Genomic DNA, 16,171 nt, shown 5'->3' with positions numbered 1-16,171 from the left:
GCTCATGGGAGACAGCCTTATGACCTGGTATCTGATACTCATCGCGTTGGTCGGCCTGGAACGTGTGGCCGAGCTGGTCGTCGCCCGGCGCAACGCCGCGTGGAGCATGGCGCGTGGCGGTGTCATGACCGGTCAGGGGCACTATCCGTGGATGGTGGCCCTGCACACCGGGTTGCTCGTCTGCGCGCCGCTGGAGGTCGCGCTGGCGGAGCGGCCTTTCCTTCCCGCGCTCGGCTGGCCGATGCTCGCCCTCGTCGTGGCGGCACAGGGGTTGCGGTGGTGGTGCATCACCTCGCTCGGGCCGCGCTGGAACACGCAGGTGATCGTGGTGCCCGGCCTGCCGCTGGTGACACGCGGCCCCTACCGGTTCCGGTGGCTGCGGCATCCCAATTACGTGGCGGTGGTGGTGGAGGGGCTCGCGCTGCCGCTGGTGCACACGGCCTGGGTGACCGCGCTGGCGTTCACGGTGCTCAACGCGGCGCTGATGGTGGTGCGGATCCGATGTGAGAACGCGGCTCTCGCCCTCGCCTCGGAGCGGTGACGGCGTGATCGACGTGCTCGTCGCGGGCGGCGGCCCGGCGGGGCTGGCGACGGCCGTTCACGCGGCGCTGGCGGGGATGGAGGCGGTCGTCGTCGAGCCGCGGGCCTCACCCGTGGACAAGGCGTGCGGCGAGGGCGTCATGCCGGGCGGGGTGGCGGCGCTGGCGGCGATGGGGGTGGAGGTCGAGGGGCGTGAGTTCCGCGGCATCCACTACCTCGACGGCAGGCGAGAGGTGCGGGCCGCCTTCTCCGGCGCCCCTGGGCTGGGCGTACGCCGTACGCATCTGCATGCCGCGCTCGCGCGGCGAGCCGCCGACCTGGGCGTCAAGACGGTCACCGGCAAGATCACCCGCGTCGAGCAGGACCGGGACGGCGTTGCGGCCGCCGGGCTGCGGGCTCGCTGGCTGGTGGCCGCCGACGGGCTGCACTCGCCGCTGCGCCGCTCCCTCGGCATCGACCTGCCCGCGCGCGGACCCCGCAGGTACGGCCAGCGCAGGCACTACAGGATCGAGCCGTGGACCGACTTCGTCGAGGTCCACTGGTCGGGCGCCGGCGAGGCGTACGTCACGCCCGTCGCTGGGGACCTGATCGGCATCGCGATACTCAGCTCGGTGCGCCGCTGCTACGACGAGCACCTGCGCGGCTTCCCCGGCCTGAGCCGCCGCCTGCGCGGCCCGGCCGTCACCCCCGTGCGCGGCGCGGGCCCGCTGCGCCAGGCGGTGCGCGCCCGCCGCGCGGGACGCGTCCTGCTGGTCGGGGACGCCGCCGGCTACGTGGACGCGCTCACCGGCGAGGGCGTCTCCCTGGCCGTGCGCTCAGCCGAACTGCTGGTCAGGTGCCTGGCCGAGGACCGGCCCGAGGACTACGACGGCGCGTGGCTGCGGCTGTCTCGCACGCACCGGCTGCTGACGGGCGCGCTGGTGCAGGCCGCGCGCCGCCCCGGCACGGCCCGGCTGGTGGTGCCCGCCGCCCGCCGCCTGCCCGGACTCTTCACCGGCATCGTCAGGATCCTCGCCTGACACTGTGGAGACATTGGCGAGCACGCAGCCGAGCGGCTACCTCCGTGCGTAACCGCCACGCGCCTGCTCGTCGGGGAAGACCCACTTCCGGAGCGCCCAGAAGCGGAAGACCATGGCGATCAGCGTGCCGATGATCTGCGCGCTCATGAAGTCGGCGATCTCCTGGGTCACCAGGCTCACGTCCGGGGTCTCCAGGCGAAACACGTACCGGGAGATCCATAGCGGCGCGGAGCTGAGCACCAGACCGACGCCACTGACCAGGAAGAACAGCGCCGCCTCGTGACGGCGCTCGCGGCCGCCCCTGGTCCGGAACGACCATTCGCGATTCAACACGTAGGACACGATCGTCGCCACGAGCACGGCCATGACCTTCGCGGTCACCGGCTTCGGCTCCAAAATGGTCAGCTTCAGCCCATAGAACACAGCGTTGTCCACTAAGAACGCTGTTCCACCCACCACCGCGAACTTCACCAGTTCACGATGCTTCAGCACAAGTGCGCGCAGCGGTTCCGGTAATCTCGCGAGTACTGCGTCTGCCATTCGGAGCACCCCCGATCTTCTCACCAGCCGCACACGCTCATGGCCAGGTGGCGAAACTGCTGAGGGACCGTGACGCTACGTATCCAGCGACCGCTCTCGAATCCGAGCCGCTGCTCATAAGCAGCTCAGCCTTCCGCCGCGACCCGTTCGATCATGGGAGCTTGTACGGCGGCCAGCACCGCGGCGGCGAAGGGCAGGGAGTGATGCGTGGCTCCCCAGCCAATGCCGAACACCACGCAGGCGGGATCGTTGTTGGGGTTGGAGACGGTCTGCTGCCCACGGATGTGCAGCCGCAACGACCCGCGAGCGTCCTCCAGCGCATGCCACTCGACGCCCTCGATCTCGGTGATCGGGTAACGCCGGTCACCTGCCGTGTATTTGGCGGGGGAAGCGCTGGAGGAGAACCAGGTGAAGGTGACAGCCTGCCCGTCGAAGGCGGCCTCACCGTCCCATGCCTTGAACCGACGCGGCACCGAAGGACCGGCGATCAGGAACCGCTCAGCCGGACCGCGCTCGGACAGGGCCGCGCGCATCTCGTCGGCATGCTGCTCGGCCAGCGTCTCCGTGGCGGCGGGCAGCACCAGCCGGTACGGATCGAGCGACTCCTGGAGCTGCCCCGTCGCCGCGGACATGACCGGATCGGCTCCCTCCCGGGGAACCACCCGCAACACCACCCTGCCGCGTGCGCCAGGCTCCAGCATGACATCGGCCAGCGCGTCGTAAGGTACGAACCGCTCACCGAGCTCCATGCTCAGTTTCGAGGCCTTACCCGGCTCAGGCGTAATGCGCAGCCCCCCGTCCTCGAACTCCCACGCGCAACCTCGCCCCTTCAGTACGTCACCCATGCAAGCAAGGATAGGTGCCCGAACACTGGCGGCTGCGCGGACGGGCGGCTACCGCGACGAGCCGGCTGGGCCTGTTTCCGGCACCCGGCGCTCTATCGGTCTCGCGCCCCGAGGCTGGCCTGATCGGCGGCGGTACGGCCGGCCGCCCAGCCCTCCCGGTCCCAGGACGTGCGGATCGCGTGCGAGACCAGGTTCGGGAACATGCGCTCGACCGCCTGCTCCACCTCCTGTTCACGGGCCGCCAGTACCGGCACCAGGTCGGTGCCCCGGCTGGCGCTCTCCTGCGAGACCGCGCAGGCCGTGGCCTCGGCCAGCCGCTCCCCGATCCTGGAGGCGAACGCCGACAGGAACGACTGGCGGAACGTCTTGTTCCTCGACCGGCCGGTGCCGTGCTTCTTGGTGCCCGAGTTCACCAGCGCGGTCTGCGCCTGCACCAGCAGCGAGGTGAACAGCACCTCCACCCAGGACAGGTCCGCCCAGAACCCCAGCACGGTGGCGAACCCCAGCTCCTTCGACCAGATCACCCGGCACCTGTTGGCCTCGGCGATGAGGTTGAGCAGCACGGCCTTGGGCTGCTCGTACGGCGCGTCGATGCCGACCCGGATGCCCGCCGGGGCCTCACCTCCACCTGGCCGCGCATCCAGCATCGCCGCGTCGATGCTGTACTTCGCCATCAAGCTCTGCGCCGCCGACGTGAACGTCTCCGCCTCCGCCTCGTACGCCGTCGACTCCGCCTTGGCAAGCAGCGCCCGCACCCGCGTGAGCGTCTTCTCGCTGACCGCGTGCGAGCGTGCCTGGACCGTACGGCGAGCGACCCCGGGCCGCGGGCTCAACGTCTCCAGCCGCGGCAGCCCGGTCAGCAACCCCAGCAGTTCCAGCACACCGGAGACGGTCGCCAGCCGGCCGGCCCCGTCGCGCGCCTGCCGCGCCGCCAGGTAGCCGTCCTTCCACCACACTGCGGCCTCCAGGCCGGCGAGTTGGTCGCGCCAGCGCTCATCCACCGTGGCCGGCGCGTAGGCCCGCATCTCCCAGGCGATGAGGTCAGCCGCCGCCCGCCCGTGCCAGTCGGTCAGCCGCCTGGCCGCGATCCTGACCACGTCGGCGGGCTGCCAGCCGTTCCGCCACAACCCCGAGATCGCACGGGTCACAACCCCCACCAGTACGCGATCGGCGTCGTCCCGGTCGGCCAGGAAGGCAGCAGCGGAGTCGAAAGCCGCCTGATCCTCGCTGGCAAGCGCCTCCATCGCCGCGCCGATCAGCTCATCAGCCTTACTCACACGTGCCGTCCACCTTAATGAAAGTCCGCCAGAACCCTACCGTGACGGAGTCTCGTCCCCTGCTCACCGGCGCGGCGGAAGGCCGGTCCCCGGCTGAGCATGGTCATGAGAGCTGGCGCGAGCGGATGACGTTGGCGTACCAGCGGGCGCTGTCCTTCAGCGTGCGGACCTGGGTGTCGTAGTCGACGCGGATGATCCCGAAGCGTTTGGAGTATCCATACGCCCATTCGAAGTTGTCCATGAGCGACCACAGGAAGTAGCCGCGCACATCGACACCTTTCTCGATAACGTCGAATACTGCCTGAAGGTGCCGCCGGACGTAGTCGATCCGGTCCTCGTCGTGAATCATCCCGTTGTCGACGGTGTCCGGGAAGGCGGCGCCGTTCTCGGTGATCATGAGGGGTTGGTTCGGGTATCGCTCATGAAGTTCGGTGAGGAGGTCACGGAGGCCGTCTGGATCGATGTTCCAGCTCATCTCGGTCAGCGGGCCCCGTTGGGTGAGGAACTCGACGTCTTCGGCACCGGGCCAGGGAGAAGCGGTCGAGCGGCCATGTCCGTCAGACCGCTCCCGATCATCTGACCCGTCCGACATCCGCACCCGGTTGGTGTTGTAGTAGTTGACGCCCAGGACGTCGATGGGCTGGTGAATGATTTCCAGGTCCCCATCCTGGACGAAGGACCAGTCGGTGATGTCGGCCGTCGTCTCCAGGAGCCGGTCGGTGTAACGACCCTCCAGCATCGGCCCCAGGAACGCGTCGTTCGACAGCGCCTCCACTTTTGAGCGCGCGGTCTCGCCACTCGGGCCGTCCGGGCGGAACACGTGCAGGTTGAGGGTGACGGAGAACTTTGCGTCGGATTTGACCTCCGAACGCATCGCCTGGATGGCCAGGCCATGCGCGCGGTTGAGATGGTGCACGGCCAGCAGCGGCTCCAGCCTGCTCGTGCGTCCGGGCGCGTGCACGCCGCTGCCGTAGCCGAGGTAGGCCGAGCACCAGGGTTCGTTGAGCGTGGTCCAGGTGTCGACACGGTCCCCGAGCGCGGAGCTGATGACCCGTGCATACTCGGCGAACGTGTCGGCGGTGGCTCTGCTGGTCCACCCTCCCTCATCCTCCAGGGGTTGGGGGAGGTCCCAGTGATACAACGTCGCCACCGGGCGGATGCCGCGTTCGAGAAGTCCGTCGACCAGGCGCGAATAGAAATCGACGCCCTGGTGATTGGTCGGGCCCACGCCGGTCGGAATGACCCGCGGCCAGGCGATGGAGAACCGGTAAGCCTCGAGTCCGAGCTCGGCCATCAGGTCGAGGTCGGCATCCAGACGGTGGTAGTGATCGTCGGCGACGTCTCCGGTGTCGCCGTTGAACGTCCGACCGGGCGTGTGGCTGAATGTGTCCCAGATCGACGGGCCGCGCCCGTCCTTGGTGGCGGCGCCTTCGATCTGGTACGCGGCCGTCGCGGACCCGAAGACGAACTCGTGGGGAAACCTCACTGGAGCTCCTCGCGAAAGGTTTGAGTCATGGCGTCACGGCCGGGGATCGACGTAGGCGTCATCCGCCTCGTACCGCACAGAGGCGACGTCGACCGTGCCGCTGATGGCGCGGACGCCGGCGACCCGGCCGGTGAATCCGCCGGCGACCTCGGTGGAGAGATATCGGCCGTCGAAGCGCGCGAGCATCACGCTCTGGCCGTTGTGGATCACTGACAATGCGATGTCATCTGGGCCGTCGTGGGTGGCGGGCAGTGACTCGATCCGCACCGTCGGCGTCGGCCCGAGGCCGGTCGCGGCCTCGCCGGCGTGGGATTCGAGCGGACCGATGTGCACAACCGCGTGCGCGGAGCCGTCGTTCACGCGCACCTCGCACCAGTGGCGGTCATCCAGTCGGAGCAGGACGCCCGCCGCGCCGTCGGCCGTCCGTAGCGCTACATCGAAGCGCCAGCGCTCGTCGGTCACACGGGTCATGAGGGCACTGACGTTCCCGCTGGCGGAGGCGGCCGGGATCAGCGAAATGCCGGGTTCGGCGGGTGAGACGAATTCGCCGAGGGGAGCGCCGGGGGAGACCCAGCGAGGATGGAGTGAGGAGGCGGCGAATCGATCCAAGAAGGAGCGGTCGGGGATCTCGTACACGAAGCGCCCCTCGTCGAACTGCGGCCACCCGTCGATCCAGTCGATGCCGGCGAGGAATGTCTCGCGGCCGTTGACGTGGAACATCGGGGTCATCCCGCGCGGGCGGACGCCGAGATACACGGCCGCCCACCGTCCGTCGGGGGCTTCGACGAGGTCCGCGTGCCCCGTGTTCTGCACGGGATGCGTGGTGCTGCGATGCGAGAAGACGGGATTGCCGGGGGCGGGCTCAAAGGGGCCGTCGGGGTTCCGGGATCGGGCGATGGTGATGGCGTGGCCACGTTCCGTGCCACCCTCGGCGATCACCAGGTACCACCACCCGTCGCGGCGGTAGAGATGTGGAGCTTCCGGGAAGGCCAGTCCGGTCCCCTGCCATACGGGCCTCGGCTCCTCCAGCGTAATCCCCTTCTCGAGATCAACTCGGGCCTGGGCGATGCCCTCCAGGCCGGGGCGTGTCGAGCAGTACGTGACGTAGCAGGTGCCATCGTCATCCCAGGCCAGGTCGGGATCGATGCCCGCCAGGCCGTCGATCACCACGGCCGGAGCCCACGGGCCGGCCGGGTCCGTCGTCGACGTCAGCAGTTGGCCGCCGCTGGTGGAGACGTTCGTCGTGATCAGCCAGAAGCGGCCCGCGTGATGGCGGAGCGTTGGAGCGTAGATTCCCTTGCTGGCGCCGGCTTCTCCCGCCTGGAACCCATCGGTGCCGCCCAGGGCGTTGCCGATCTGAGTCCAATGGGTGAGGTCGGTGCTGTGCCAGACCGGGACGCCGGGGGAGTATTCGAAGGAGGAGTTGACCAGGTAGTAGTCGGCGTCGGCGCGGCAGATGCTCGGGTCGGGGTAGAAGCCGCCGATGATGGGATGCACGCCGGCGGCCTCGCGGCGCCTGCCTTTTCGCGTTTCGAAGGTCATTTGATTCCGGTCGCCGTGATTCCTTGAATGAAGTAGCGCTGCAGGGCCACGAAGAGCAGCAGCACGGGGGTGATGACCAGCACGGAGCCGGCCAGCAGAACTCCGTAGTTGGTCGCGTTCTGCCCCACCGAGTACAGGGAGAGCGCGACGGGGAGGGTGTACATGTCCTCGGTCTGCGCGACCACGAGCGGCCACAGGAAGTTGTTCCACGATCCGAGGAAGGTGAGGATGGCGAGCGTCGCCAATGCCGGCCCGCAGAGCGGCAGGATGATGCGCGTGAAGATGCGCACCTCGCCCGCGCCGTCGATGCGGGCGGCTTCGATGAGCGCGTCGGGGATCTCACTGATGAACTGGCGCATGAGGAAGACGCCCATCGGCCCTGCGAGGAACGGAATGATCAGCGCAGGGTAGGTGCTGACCATCCCTAGTTTGCTCACCACGACGAACAGCGGGATGAAGGTGACGACACCGGGAACCATGAGCGTGACCAGCACGAGCAGGAAGAGGGCCCGCTTGCCGGCGAAGTCGAGTTTCGCGAGGGCGTAGCCGACCATGGAGCAGAACAACAGCGTTCCGAGGACCGTGAAGACGGCCACGATGACGCTGTTGAGAAAGAACGTCTGGAAATTCAGTCGGCCGAACCAGGTGGCGAAGTTCTCGAACGTGAAAGTCTCGGGCCACCATGTGGGCGGTCGCCTCAGCAGTTCCGACTGGGTCTTCGCCGAACCGAGGTACATCCAGACGAACGGGATGAGCGTGGCCACAACGGCGATGACGAGCACGATGTACACCAGGGCCCGGCCCGGGATGATGGGCTTTCTCATGGCGCGTCCTTGGGGCGGAAGGCTCGGAACTGCACGATGCTGAGCAGCGCGATGGCGATGAAGAGCACGTAGCTCGCCGCCGACGCGGTGCCGTAGTTGCCGAATCCGAACTGGTTGTAGGTGAAATAGCTGATCGAGAGCGTGGAGTCCAGCGGGCCTCCCTTCGTCATGACGAACGGTTCCTCGAAGAACTGCAGATACCCGACCGAGAGGAGAACGGCGCCGAGGAGCAGCGTCGGGCGGAGCATCGGAAGCGTCACCCGGACGAATCGCTGCCAGGCGGTGGCGCCGTCGACGGCGGCCGCTTCCAACACGCTCGCGGGGATGTTCTGCAGCCCGGCAAGGAAGATGATCATGAGGGTGCCCATGTTGCGCCAGATGGCCATGAGGATCATGGCAGGCATCGACCAGAGCGGGTCATTGAGCCAGTCCGGACCCTGGATGCCGACGGCGTCGAGCGCGGTGTTCAGCAGGCCGTCCGGTTGGAGGATGAACCGCCACACCACCGCGACCGCCACGATGCTGGTGATGACAGGGGCGTAGAAGCCGACGCGAAATGCCGTGCGGAATCGCGTGATCCCGTTGTTGAGCGCCACGGCGAGGGCGAGAGCCGCGACCATCGTGAGCGGGATGCCCACTGCGACGAAGTACACGGTGTTCAGCAGCGACCGCACGAACTGCTGGTTCTCGAACAGCCGGAGGTACTGGTCCATCGCGACGAACTCGACGGCCATCGGGCTCTCGATGTCGCTGTTCCTGAAGTCGGTGAAGGACATCAGGAACGACGAGACGAGCGGGAACACCATGAAGACGGCGAAGCTCAGGATGAACGGCAGAGCGAAGAGGTAGGCCATCACCGTCATCCGGCGACGACGCGCCCTGGTGGTGCCGTCGCCGCCGGAGCGCGACAACGCTCCGGCGCCGGCGACTCGTGTCACGGCCATGCCTATTCGCCGGTTCCCAGCGAATCGGCGGCGGACTGCAACTGCCTGACCGCGTCCTGCGGGCTCTTGCCGCCACGGGCCATCCGCTCGATCTCCGTGTCGGCGGCCGCCGACACCTGCGTCCACGTGGTGAGCGCGGGAGCCGTCTTGACGCTCTCGAGCTGCTTACCGAAAACCGACACCTTCGGGTCGCTCGTCAGCGCGGTGTCCTTCCACGCCGACTGCCGCGAGGGAAGGTCATTGACCGCCTTGAACCACTCGACCTGAACCTCGGGCTGCGTGAGCCACTGGATCAGCTTCCATGCCGCGTCCGGGTTCTTGGAGTTCTTGAACACGGCGAGGTTGGCGCCGGCCGCGAACGAGGTGGACGTCCCGCCCGGCGGGGCCGGGATCGGCGCCACCGCGAACTTGTCCTCGAATCCGGCGCCGCCCGCGGTCTTGAGCCCCGGGATGTCCCACGGACCACTGATGAACATCGGGACAGTACCTTCGACGAAGGCCGAGGCAGTGGACGCCGACTCGGAATCGGGATTCTTGTTGGCGATGCCTTCCTTGAAGAAGCTGTTGACGTATTCGAGGGACTCGACCATCTTCGGGGTGTCGAACGTCCACTTCGTCTGGTCGGAGTTCATGACGTCGGCTCCGCCCGACCAGACGAACGGCAGACTGTTCAAGAACCCGTTCCAGCCGCCGGACGGAAGCACGACGCCGTATTTCGCGTCGGCCTTGTCCTGGTACGCCTTGGCGAGCGCCTTGAATCCCTGCCAGTCTCTGGGAAAGCTGTCGAAGCCCGTCTTCTTCATCAAGTCGGTACGGTAAAAGATCACCCGCGTTTCGACGTACCATGGCACACCCAGCTGCGATCCGCCGATGTTCGTCGTCTGCCGCGAAACCGGGAAAATGTCACTCGTGTCGATGTCGGCGGGCGTCGGAAGGAGCGCCGAGGCGAACGTCGGCATCCAGTCGGTCCCCAGCATGCCGATATCTGGAGTCGTTCCACCGGCGATCGCCGTCTGATATTTGTTCTGCGCCGAGTCCCACGGAATCGGGGTCACCTTGACCTCGATTCCGGGGTTCTTCTCCTTGAAGGGCCTAAGGAAATCGGCGAGCGCTTCACCCTCCGTGCCTTGCGCCCAGATAGTGATGGTGCCAGTGGCCGGACCATTCGTCAGGCGACTTGCCGGCACGTCGTTCTGTGGGCGGTCGTTCGAACGTCCACAACCGCTGAGCATGAGTGCAAGCGTCGCGGTGACGGCCGTGGCTGCCGCCATATTCCGTCGGATCATCATCGTTCCCCTTCGTGCATGGGGGGTTGCGGGGTGCGCGAGCGGTGCTCCACTGCAAGCACAGGTCGTGCCGGATCGACTCCGTTTCGGCATCTAAGCGCATAACATCAGGTAGGCGCAACCATGCTCACGACTGAACTCTTTGCACGGTGATGCGCGCGCCGCATGTCTGACGCGGGTCGCCGTTCTTGATCCATGCGGCAATAACTCCTGGTAGAAGGGATGGATATCAAGATCAGCGTTGTCTGCTCGTCATCTCGGGCGCGCGGCTTCCGTATGGTGGCCGCGTTCGCCGGAGGCGGCTCTCCTCATGCGGGACATGATCGTGATGACTGTCCCGGCCGACCGCGTCCGCCGCGCGGTCGCGTGTCAAGGCCGAGCCTCCCGATCACCGGGCGACAGCCGAAGGGGGCGCAAAGGCGGCGGCCTTGGAGCGCCGTCGAACCGGTACTGTACGAGTGCTCTTGATGGACTCCTGACTCGAATTGGGGTGGACATGACGAGGCGACCGACGGTATACGATGTCGCTCAGCTTGCTGGAGTGTCGATCGCAACGGTTTCCTTTGCTTTCACCAAGCCAGAGCGGGTGAAGGCGGACACTTTGCAAGCGGTTCTGCGCGCTGCCGACTCCATCGGCTATGTGCCCAGTGCGAATGCCCGGGGGCTTGCCAAAGGAAAGACCGGAGCGCTGGGCTTGTATGCGTTCGACTATCTGCTCGAGCCGGTCGCTGATTCACCGAATTCCGCTTCGCTTGATTCGACTCGCGTTCCTGACGGGCGACTTTTCCCGTTGTATTCGGATGAGGTCCAGCGGGGCGTCGAGTTGGAGTGCCGAAGGCACGGTTACGCTCTGATGCTCGGTTCCGGCCGTAATCCTGGACATTTGCCGAGCGTGATCGACGTCGCGGGGCGCGTCGACGGCCTCATAGCGTTCGCCGGTGCCGCATCGGGCGCTCTTTTGGAACAGATCTCAGCCCGTATACCCGTCGTCGAACTCGGCGGGGAAATCCGGCGAGAGGGGATGCACACCGTCTTCGTCGACAACCGTGCCGCCATGGCCCGTCTTACCGAGCACTTGCTGATCGATCACGGTTATCGCGACTTCGCCTACCTCGGCGAGTTGGGCACCCCGGAGTTCGTGGCCCGCTATGAGGGCTTCTCCGAGGTCCTGCGGCAGGCGCGACTCTCCCCACCGCCCCCGGTGAGAAGCCATCCCGGCGACGATCAATCGACGATCGCCGCCGTTCGCGGCCTTCTCGATCGGCCTTCCTTCCCGCAGGTCCTCGTGTGCGCGACCGATCAGGAGGCCCTCGTCGCCATCGACGCGCTTCAGGAACAGGACATGGACGTGCCGGCCCAGGTGGCGGTGACCGGCTTCGACGGCATACTGGCGGGACGGCTGATCACACCACGCTTGACGACGGTGCGACAGCCAATGGAGGACGTCGGGCGGGTCGCGGTGCGCATCCTCCTCGAAGCCCTCGAGGGCAACGAAGACGCGAGCCGTCACGAAACTCTCGGGTGTGTGGTGTGGCGTGGCGGAACCTGCGGTTGCTCCGACGACTGACAGAAACCTGCTGCCGGCTGTAGTGGCGCAGCGCGACCGCGACTCATGATCCGGAACGCTCCCGCCACCCTGGTGGAAGCGTAGAGGACTCCCCTCCCGTCATGCCAGGTCAAAGGGCACCTCGCCCTATTTCACGCTTCTATTGTCAGTCCCCAGCCGTGGATTCAGGCTCAGAGGCCCTATGCGCGGGCCCTGTCCAAGGTGGCCAGGAAGTCTTCCGCGCGTCGTGCGAACAGGTGGGTTCTGCGTTCGGTGGAAATCCTGCGGCTTCGCTCGGCGATGGCCCTGACCTCGGCGACGGGTTCCCTTCGGGCCAGCAGCAGGCGCGCCCGCAGCAGGAGAAGCAGGCCCTCCGGGTAGCGCTGACCATAGAGGTCGAGGCTCGCGTCGGCCCGGCCGAGGGCCGTGGCGGCCTGATCGAGCGCCCCCGCCGCCAGCCATATCTCGCAGAGATGAAGGAGATCGCGGCCGAGGCAGACGGGCGCGGGGCGCTCGTCGTCTGGGGCCGCTGCCTGGAAGGCGACGGGACACCGTCGATGTGGCCATGGGTACAGGCGGTCGGCACGATCCTGAACGCGTTGCCCGCCGCCGCGCGGGACAAGTGGCTCGCCACCGGACTCAGCCGTCTCGTCGACCCGCGCGATGACGGATCCGCACCAATATCGCCTCCACCGGCCGGGACGGACAAGTCCTGGTCCTTGATGCTGCCAAAAGCGATGGAGTACTCAGGGTGGCTGACGGCGAGTCCGTTGAGCAGGACTCTTCGGATGCCCTTGGAGGTGATGCCCGCCCACGGCCCCGTCAAGTGAAGTGACACCGCCGCCGCCAGAGCCAGGGCGATCACCACGCCCACGCCGGCCATCCAACGCTTACGGGCAGAAAATGCTCTCATGTTCGAGGTCCGATTCCCAAGTTGTCGTAGAGGTGCGAGGCCGCTCCGGCCCCGCACCCCTTCGTCCGACCCGCTACCGAGAACTCAGTTCAGTCCTCCGTAGAGGGGCGTGGCCGATCCCACGCAACCCAACGGCCAGTAGTTCGTCAGCGGGAAGACGCCGCCAGGGAACAGTGAACGCTTTTCATCCTCACGCCACCTGCGCAGCTCGGTGATTCTGCAGGACGGCGATGGCCTTGCATAGGTGGCCGGCCTTGGACGGGCTGCAGCGTAGCTTGCGGAGGATCTTCCAGCTCTTCAGCTGGGCGTTCGCGCGCTCTCCGGGGCCGCGGAGCCTGGCGTGGGAGCGGTTGGCCCGCTTGATGTGGATCAGCGTGCCGTCCAGCACCAGGTAGTGCAGGCCGTCGCGCTTGGCTTTGCGCAGCGCCTGGTCGAGCTTGGGTGAGCGCGCCGACAGCAGCATCACGGTCTCCTCCACATACCGCCACGCCGTCGTCGTGGAGACTCCGAAGCCAGCTCCGAGCTGGGGGAACGTCTCTCCCTTGCGCAGATAGACCAGCACCAGCAGGGCTTGCTGTCCCGGGTTGAGCAGCCGCCATGTCGACCCGATCGTCTTGCGGTGCCGGCGGATGAGGCCGGCGACGTAGTTCAGGGTTGAGCGCGACAAATCGACGGCAGCACGATGCTTCTATGGTTTGTCAAGCGCGGATGGATGATTCGGTTGCTTGCGCCTGCGCGCGGGTGATGATCTTGTAGAGCTGGCGGGCGACGTATCGCTTCAGACAGCGGATGATCTCTCTTTTGGACAGTCCGTCGGCGGTTCTGCGTTCAACGTAGGCGCGGGTGGATGGATCGCAGGACATGCGGGACAGCACGACGATGTATAGGGCCCGGTTGGCCTGCCGGTCGCCGCCATGGTTGAGCCGGTGGCGTCGTGTTTTGCCGCTGGATGCGGGGACCGGTGATACTCCGCACAGGGCCGCGAACGATCCCTCTGAGCGCAGCCGATCAGGATTGTCGCCACAGGTGACCAGCAGCTGCGCCGCCGTCTCAACACCCAAACCCTTGACGCTCAGCAGTTCGGGCCGGGCCTGCTCGATCAGCGTCTTCAACTGGTCGTAGGTGGCGTCGATCTCGACGCTGAGGGCGCGATAGCGAACGGCCAGATGCCGCAGCGCCGCCTTGACACTCTGGGCTGGATCGGCCAAATCCGGGGAGGGCCTCAACCGTTTCCTGCACCACCTTCATCTTCACTCCGGCGGCCAGCATCAGCGAGGCCGCGCCGTGGCGGAGGTCGTGGAGCCGGATGGGAGGCAGCCCGGTCAGGTAGGCGAGCCAGAGGAACTGGTCGGAGACGTGCTGCGGGTGCAGGCGGTTGCCGTCGGGCTGGGTGAAGACGAACGCGGTGTCGGTTCATGCCTCGCCCATGGCCAAGCGTTCCTGGAGTTGCTGTTGCCAGTGGGCGCATAGTATGCGGGCGGTGTCGGTGTCCAGGGCGATGGTTCGCACGGAGGCGTCGGTTTTCGGGGTGCCCTCGTGAACTTCCCAGGCCAGTTGTACGAGTTGCCAGTTCACGGTCGCCGCACCGACCCTCCGGAAGCGTGAGGTGCTCGCGCACCGGTGTAGCGCTCACGTGAATTGCTGGAACAGTGGTGAGCCGATCGTCGCAGGCGGATGAGAACGCCAGCTGCGCGGTCGTGGTCCTCAGGTTGCGGGCGGAGACCGGCGGGAGCACTCCCCGGGGCAGCCCCAGCCCGCCCTGTAACAGGCCCATGAGCCGAGCCGGGGAGCACCCAGGCTACCGTCTCGCCCGCGACGACACCGTCTACCGACCCGAGCTCAAGAAGTTCACCCAGGTCGCCGTCCCCACGGAAAGGTGCCCGCGGGCTCGGTGACGATGGCGGCGCTCAGGAGGCCAGCAGGCCGCTCGACACGAGGGTGGCGGCTTCGGCGCCTGCCCGCCGGCCGAACACCGACCCTGCGGCCAGGCCGCTGCCGCCTGGGTAGTTGTGGAAGAACAGGCCGCCCGCCATCTCGCCCGCCGCGAACAGCCCGGTGATCGCCGCGCCGGCCTCGTTGATGACGCGGCCGCAGGTGTCGATCTTCACGCCGCCGAAGGTGAACGTGATGCCGCAGGTCACGGCGAACGCGAGGTAGGGAGGCTGGTCGAGCGGCTGGGCCCAGTTGCTCTTCGGCGGGGTGAGGCCGGTGGTGCCGAGCCCGTCCTTGACGGCGGGGTCGAACGTGCCGGGGCGGGTGGCCGCGTTGTACTGCTCGACCGTGGCGGCCAGCCCGGCGGGGTCGATGCCGGCCAGTTCGGCCAGTTCGGCGATCGAGTCGGCCTGGTAGCGGGAGACGCCGGGGGCCTCGTACTCGGCTTCGCGCAGCAGGGGCGCCGTCTTGGCGTCGAAGAGCTGGAAGGCCAGGGCGCCCGGCTGGCGCAGGATCTCCGCGCCGTACTTGGCGTAGGTGTAGTTGCGCAGTTCGGCCCCCTCGTCGAGGAAGCGGCGGCCGGCCGTGTTGACCACGATGCTCAGCGGATAGGACTGCTTGGTGAGCCGGTTGGTCAGCTCCAGGTCGCCGCTGTCCGGCGCGTTGGCGTCCCAGGCCACGGCGTGGCAGCCGCTCCAGTGGCCCGCCGGCTGCGCTTCCACCTCCAAGGCGGCCATGAGCGCGCTGCCTGTGTTGTACGGGGTACCGCGCACCTTGGCCAGGTCCCAGTTGGGCCCCAGGTACTGGGCGCGCAGCACCCTGCTGGCCTGGAACCCGCCGGCGGCCAGCACCACCGCGCCTGCCCGGAACTCGGCGCCGCCCGCCGCGACGCCCGTCACGCGCCCGTCAGCGTCGCGCAGGATACGGTCGACGGCGGTGTCGCAGAGGATGCGCACGCCGTTGCGCTCAGCCTCCGCCAGGTGCTGGGCCACCAGGCCCTTGCCGCCGTCGACGGTGGCGAGCGGCAGTCCGCCCCAGAACCGGTGGCGGCCATTGACCTCGTAGGCCTGGCGCTCGTACTGCAGGCGAAACCGGATGCCGTGCTCGCGCATCCACCGCACGGTGTCGGCGATGCCGCGCACCACCGCGTCGGTCAGTTCGGGGTCGCAGCGGCCCAGCGTCACCCTGCTCATGTCCTGGGCGAAGTCGGCGGGGCCGTAGGGGGCGATGTCGGTGTGCGGCAGCCGCTCGTCGGGGTCGTCGATGACGCTCACGAGGTCGTCGAGGTCGCTGAACGTGGTGCGAATCGCTCCGGCCGTGAAGTAGGTGTTGCCGCCGATGGCCGTCGCCGGCCCCTTCTCGAGCATCAGGACCCGCGCCCCTCGCTCCGCCGCCGCGTGTGCGGCGCAGAACCCGGCGTTGCCCGTGCCGACGACGATCACGTCCGCGTCGTAACCCATAAGTGAAGATCCTCCTG

14 protein-coding genes and 2 pseudogenes are annotated in these 16,171 nt (G+C 67.5%); 4 read left to right on the top strand and 12 right to left on the bottom strand.

Annotation, left to right across the window (positions count from 1 at the left end; translation table 11 throughout):
- Positions 1–19: 19 nt before the first annotated feature.
- Together AB0H88_RS03220 and AB0H88_RS03215 are read left to right on the top strand one after the other, a co-directional pair.
- A complete protein-coding gene (locus AB0H88_RS03220; RefSeq protein ID WP_357640609.1) occupies positions 20–541 on the top strand; it encodes an isoprenylcysteine carboxylmethyltransferase family protein in 522 nt (173 codons plus the stop codon).
- A gap of 4 nt (positions 542–545) precedes the next feature.
- On the top strand, positions 546–1,559 hold the full coding sequence (locus AB0H88_RS03215; protein WP_357640606.1) for an NAD(P)/FAD-dependent oxidoreductase: 1,014 nt from the start codon (positions 546–548) through the stop codon (positions 1,557–1,559).
- 36 nt (positions 1,560–1,595) lie between these two features.
- On the opposite strand, the gene AB0H88_RS03210 is transcribed toward AB0H88_RS03215, so the two are convergent.
- From AB0H88_RS03210 to AB0H88_RS03175, 8 genes are all read right to left on the bottom strand, one after another.
- Positions 1,596–2,030 carry a GtrA family protein gene (locus AB0H88_RS03210; RefSeq protein ID WP_357640604.1) on the bottom strand — a complete coding sequence of 145 codons (435 nt, stop codon included), beginning with the start codon at positions 2,028–2,030 and terminating at the stop codon, positions 1,596–1,598.
- Between the two features lie 194 nt (positions 2,031–2,224).
- Complete coding sequence (locus AB0H88_RS03205) at positions 2,225–2,944, bottom strand: DUF4429 domain-containing protein (RefSeq protein WP_357640602.1); 720 nt, start codon at positions 2,942–2,944, stop codon at positions 2,225–2,227.
- Between the two features lie 92 nt (positions 2,945–3,036).
- Positions 3,037–4,221, bottom strand: a complete 1,185-nt coding sequence (locus AB0H88_RS03200; protein ID WP_357640600.1) for a DUF2786 domain-containing protein — start codon at positions 4,219–4,221, stop codon at positions 3,037–3,039.
- A 103-nt stretch (positions 4,222–4,324) separates the two neighbouring features.
- Positions 4,325–5,707, bottom strand: coding sequence for a GH1 family beta-glucosidase (locus tag AB0H88_RS03195; RefSeq protein ID WP_357640597.1), 1,383 nt, complete (start codon positions 5,705–5,707; stop codon positions 4,325–4,327).
- A 33-nt stretch (positions 5,708–5,740) separates the two neighbouring features.
- Complete coding sequence (locus AB0H88_RS03190; protein ID WP_357640594.1) at positions 5,741–7,249, bottom strand: family 43 glycosylhydrolase; 1,509 nt, start codon at positions 7,247–7,249, stop codon at positions 5,741–5,743.
- On the bottom strand, positions 7,246–8,073 hold the full coding sequence (locus AB0H88_RS03185) for a carbohydrate ABC transporter permease (protein ID WP_357640592.1): 828 nt from the start codon (positions 8,071–8,073) through the stop codon (positions 7,246–7,248). Before AB0H88_RS03185 ends, AB0H88_RS03190 begins: the two co-directional genes overlap by 4 nt.
- The gene (locus tag AB0H88_RS03180; protein ID WP_357640589.1) at positions 8,070–9,011 is read right to left on the bottom strand and encodes a sugar ABC transporter permease; all 942 of its coding nucleotides are present in this window, start codon (positions 9,009–9,011) and stop codon (positions 8,070–8,072) included. Before AB0H88_RS03180 ends, AB0H88_RS03185 begins: the two co-directional genes overlap by 4 nt.
- A gap of 8 nt (positions 9,012–9,019) precedes the next feature.
- On the bottom strand, positions 9,020–10,288 hold the full coding sequence (locus tag AB0H88_RS03175) for a sugar ABC transporter substrate-binding protein (RefSeq protein ID WP_357640587.1): 1,269 nt from the start codon (positions 10,286–10,288) through the stop codon (positions 9,020–9,022).
- A gap of 325 nt (positions 10,289–10,613) precedes the next feature.
- Here AB0H88_RS03175 and AB0H88_RS03170 point away from each other — a divergent pair, with 325 nt between their 5' ends.
- Positions 10,614–11,870: a LacI family DNA-binding transcriptional regulator gene (locus AB0H88_RS03170; RefSeq protein ID WP_357640584.1), complete on the top strand. Its 1,257-nt coding sequence runs from the start codon at positions 10,614–10,616 to the stop codon at positions 11,868–11,870.
- Between the two features lie 236 nt (positions 11,871–12,106).
- A complete protein-coding gene (locus AB0H88_RS03165) occupies positions 12,107–12,679 on the top strand; it encodes a hypothetical protein (protein ID WP_357640583.1) in 573 nt (190 codons plus the stop codon).
- Between the two features lie 273 nt (positions 12,680–12,952).
- On the opposite strand, the gene AB0H88_RS03160 is transcribed toward AB0H88_RS03165, so the two are convergent.
- The 4 genes and pseudogenes from AB0H88_RS03160 to tcuA form a co-directional block, all read right to left on the bottom strand.
- Entirely contained in the window at positions 12,953–13,429 is a 477-nt protein-coding gene (locus AB0H88_RS03160) for a transposase family protein (RefSeq protein WP_357640580.1), read from the bottom strand.
- A gap of 85 nt (positions 13,430–13,514) precedes the next feature.
- A pseudogene (locus AB0H88_RS03155) lies at positions 13,515–13,865 on the bottom strand (IS110 family transposase); the annotation flags it as partial.
- Positions 13,813–14,154: pseudogene (locus AB0H88_RS03150) on the bottom strand (hypothetical protein); the annotation flags it as partial. The pseudogenes AB0H88_RS03150 and AB0H88_RS03155, both read right to left, overlap by 53 nt.
- Before the next feature lie 515 nt (positions 14,155–14,669).
- On the bottom strand, positions 14,670–16,154 hold the full coding sequence (gene tcuA / locus AB0H88_RS03145) for an FAD-dependent tricarballylate dehydrogenase TcuA (RefSeq protein ID WP_357640578.1): 1,485 nt from the start codon (positions 16,152–16,154) through the stop codon (positions 14,670–14,672).
- Between the last annotated feature and the right edge of the window lie 17 nt (positions 16,155–16,171).

This window comes from Nonomuraea sp. NPDC050680 (assembly GCF_040654555.1).
Classification (GTDB): domain Bacteria; phylum Actinomycetota; class Actinomycetes; order Streptosporangiales; family Streptosporangiaceae; genus Nonomuraea.
This window is presented reverse-complemented; position numbering and strand designations above follow the sequence as displayed.

What these genes read in the sequence shown, in the direction of transcription:
- AB0H88_RS03220 (WP_357640609.1), top strand. Translation starts at nt 20, where the DNA reads ATGACCTGGTATCTGATACTCATCGCGTTGGTCGGCCTGGAACGTGTG.
- AB0H88_RS03205 (WP_357640602.1), bottom strand. Translation starts at nt 2,944, where the DNA reads ATGGGTGACGTACTGAAGGGGCGAGGTTGCGCGTGGGAGTTCGAGGAC.
- AB0H88_RS03190 (WP_357640594.1), bottom strand. Translation starts at nt 7,249, where the DNA reads ATGACCTTCGAAACGCGAAAAGGCAGGCGCCGCGAGGCCGCCGGCGTG.
- AB0H88_RS03185 (WP_357640592.1), bottom strand. Translation starts at nt 8,073, where the DNA reads ATGAGAAAGCCCATCATCCCGGGCCGGGCCCTGGTGTACATCGTGCTC.
- AB0H88_RS03175 (WP_357640587.1), bottom strand. Translation starts at nt 10,288, where the DNA reads ATGGCGGCAGCCACGGCCGTCACCGCGACGCTTGCACTCATGCTCAGC.
- AB0H88_RS03170 (WP_357640584.1), top strand. Translation starts at nt 10,614, where the DNA reads ATGCGGGACATGATCGTGATGACTGTCCCGGCCGACCGCGTCCGCCGC.
- tcuA (WP_357640578.1), bottom strand. Translation starts at nt 16,154, where the DNA reads ATGGGTTACGACGCGGACGTGATCGTCGTCGGCACGGGCAACGCCGGG.